Origin of the sequence: Candidatus Protochlamydia sp. R18, from assembly GCF_000648255.1 — a bacterium.
Lineage (GTDB): Bacteria > Chlamydiota > Chlamydiia > Chlamydiales > Parachlamydiaceae > Protochlamydia > Protochlamydia amoebophila.
The window spans coordinates 1-3,137 of sequence record NZ_BASL01000713.1 but is presented as its reverse complement, the minus strand read 5'-3'; the positions used below and the strand labels follow the sequence as shown (position 1 = coordinate 3,137).

Here is a 3,137-nt window from a genome sequence, read left to right as displayed (position 1 = left end):
CTTTCTTCTCTTTTATCAAATGTCAATACGCCTAAAATAGTATCAAATTTTTTCATAAGATTTATCACTGTCTCGGCTTCTTTTTGACTGACCTGATTGACATCTAAATGATAAAATTGGAATCAATTTCTTTGCTGATTTTTTCATATTTGAGCAAAATTTCATCAACCATCGATTGATAAAAGCAATTTTCATTTTAAATTTAATTACCTATTTAATTTCACTAATATGAATTGTGTGATATACTTCAGAATTATTTAACTAATTTAGATGGTAAATTTGAATATTCATAACCCAAGTTTTAATCCTAGTAATCTCCTTGTTAACGCAGACACTCATTCTTACTCTCGTTCAAACAAACATTTAAAATTTTTTGAACGAATAAATTTGTTATGCAAAGCAATTTTTCAAGGTTTTTCAAGCCTATTCTTTAATTATCTCAAAAAAGATTTAGTCCAATTTCAATGGAAAAGGGTTTTGTGGAGACAAAAAGAAATTGTTATTCCTAATTCTATAATTTATTTAGAATCAGAATCTGATGTATCTTTATCAAGTTTGAGTCAAACTTCATACTTTGCCCCCCCTTCTTCCAGACTGAGCTTCCAGGATAATACTCATCTAAATATTTCAAGCTTTCAAAAATCTTTGTTAATGGAAAAATCGCCTTATTTTAAGAGTCTTTGGTCAGGAAGTTTTCAAGAAACTCTTCAAGATCCTCTCGCTTTGACACAAAAAGAATTTACTCATCTACTCTATTCTCTAATCAACGCTAATTTTAAATTTCCTTTAGAAGACATCCCTTCTTTCATTCAACTGGCCGATTATTATCAACTGACAGAAGTTGTGAAAAATTTAGAAGAACAGTTGCTTAATGGGTATAAATTACACAGTTTTGAGCTGTTTAACTCCACTGAAGACAGTTTAGTGGAATTAAAAAAACTTTTAAATTTTGCGCAACAATATCAATTAAACACTCTAAAAAATTATTTAGAGATTACAGCTGTAAGCTTATTATTAAATCAGACTTCTCAGTTAACAGAATTTGAAAAAATCTTAAATTATTTCTCAAATGAGGTAGAAGCACTCACTTTTCCGCACAATGTCTATTTGACTGATGCTCATCTCTTAGCGTTAAAAACTTGTAAAAATTTAAAAGTGCTTCATCTTAAAAAATGCTGCAATCTCACGGATGCTGGATTAGCGCACTTGACATCCTTAGACGCTTTACAGTATTTGAATCTGAGTGAGTGTCCTAATTTCACCGACGTTGGAATAGCGCATTTGACACCCTTAGTCGCATTAGAGCATTTAAATCTGAGTCGGTGCCGTATCACCAACGCTGGATTAGCGCATTTAACAACTTTAGTTGCTTTACAGCATTTAGATTTGGACGGATGCTGGCAACTCACGGATGCTGGATTAACGCATTTGACTTCTTTAGTGACTTTACAACATTTAAATCTGAGAGATTGCCTTAGTCTTATGGGCGCTGGACTAGCGCATTTAACACCTTTAGCCGCTTTACAGCACTTAGATCTGCATATTTGCTTTAAGCTCACGGACGCTGGATTAGCGCATTTGGCTCCCTTAGTGGCTTTACAGCATTTAGATCTAAGTGAATGCGATAAGCTCACCGATGCTGGATTAGCGCATTTAACACCTTTAATCGCTCTGCAGTATTTAAATCTAAGTAAATGCGATAAGCTCACGGACGCTGGATTAGCGCATTTAACACCTTTAGTGGCTCTGCAGCATTTAAATCTAAGTGAATGCGATAAGCTCACGGACGCCGGATTAATGCATTTGAAATCCTTAGTGACTTTAGAGCATTTAAATCTGAGTAAATGCGATAAGATCACCGATGCTGAATTAGCACATTTAACACCTTTAATCGCTCTGCAGTATTTAAATCTAAGTAAATGCGATAAACTCACGGACGCTGGAATAGCACATTTAACACCCTTAGTGGCTCTGCAGTATTTAGATCTGTGTGGATGCGATAAACTCACCGACGCTGGAATAGCACATTTAACACCCTTAACGGCTTTAAAGCATTTAAATCTAAAATGGTGCCGTAATCTCACCGATGCTGGAATAGCACATTTAACACCCTTCGTGGCTCTGCAGTATTTAAATCTGAGTTGGTGCAATAAGCTCACTGACGCTGGATTAGTGCATTTGAGGTCTAGAGGGGATTTAAAACATTTAGTTCTGGACAATTCTGTATGGTAGGTGCGAACTGACACAGTTTGAATTGTAATATAGTTAATTGAATTTAATTGTGCACTTACGTGCATATTTGACAAAAAGAATAATCAATGGCCTTTGCAAGGTTTGATAATTTGTTTAAACTTAACCGGACTAATTGTTTAAAATTTGCCCAGAAAACTTCAATTGGATTTAAATCGGGTGAATAGGAGGGAAGAAATAAAATTCTACATCCGGCTTGTTCAAGCAGATATTTGTTTTTTTTAGATTTGTGAAAAGGTGCATGATCCATGCTAATCACTTGTCCAGTTTTAAGTTCTGGAATTAATATTTTTTCTAACCATGTATTAAACAAGATAGGATGACATGTTCCTGTATAGCAAAAAGGAGCAAAAATTTTAGATTGGCATTTAGCTGCTATCAAGCTTTCCCTTGCAAAACGATGACCAGATATAGCTGAATAAACTTTCTCTCCTCTATAAGCTCGCCCACGATGACGTTGTAGACACTCATTAATTCCACTTTCATCAAGATAAACCGATCTTCTTCTGCTATCTTTTCTCATTCTTTTTTAAATTCCTCACTTTTTTTCTCATCTCTTTCTTTGTAAAATAAGGCCTTTTTTAAAAGTGATTTTAAGTCTTTTACAAGCATAGAATATAGAGGAAGGATCGACATTAAATTCTTTCGCTATCCTTTCAAATAACTATCAGGATATTTTTCAATATAGCTCTTTAGTTGGTCATGATCAATTTTAATTGGATGTCTTTTTCTTGGTTTGTCTTCTAAACATCCATTCCTTTGGCGCTTCAGCCAGTTAAATACTGTTCTTAATGCTACATCGAAAACTTATCTGACTTCTTCTGCAGAATGTCCAGTTTCTAAATAGTTGAGTGCTTTTTGCCTTAAATCTTTGGAATATGCCATAA

General features: G+C 34.3%; 2 protein-coding genes and 1 pseudogene. 1 reads left to right on the top strand and 2 read right to left on the bottom strand.

Annotation, left to right across the window (positions count from 1 at the left end; genetic code table 11):
• The first annotated feature begins 279 nt into the window (after nucleotides 1-279).
• Nucleotides 280-2,232: a BTB/POZ domain-containing protein gene (locus TY19_RS11755; RefSeq protein WP_052354837.1), complete on the top strand. Its 1,953-nt coding sequence runs from the start codon at nucleotides 280-282 to the stop codon at nucleotides 2,230-2,232.
• 55 nt (nucleotides 2,233-2,287) lie between these two features.
• On the opposite strand, the gene TY19_RS06860 is transcribed toward TY19_RS11755, so the two are convergent.
• Nucleotides 2,288-2,773: a transposase gene (locus TY19_RS06860; RefSeq protein ID WP_042281256.1), complete on the bottom strand. Its 486-nt coding sequence runs from the start codon at nucleotides 2,771-2,773 to the stop codon at nucleotides 2,288-2,290.
• 27 nt (nucleotides 2,774-2,800) lie between these two features.
• A pseudogene (locus TY19_RS26860) lies at nucleotides 2,801-3,135 on the bottom strand (IS630 transposase-related protein).
• Between the last annotated feature and the right edge of the window lie 2 nt (nucleotides 3,136-3,137).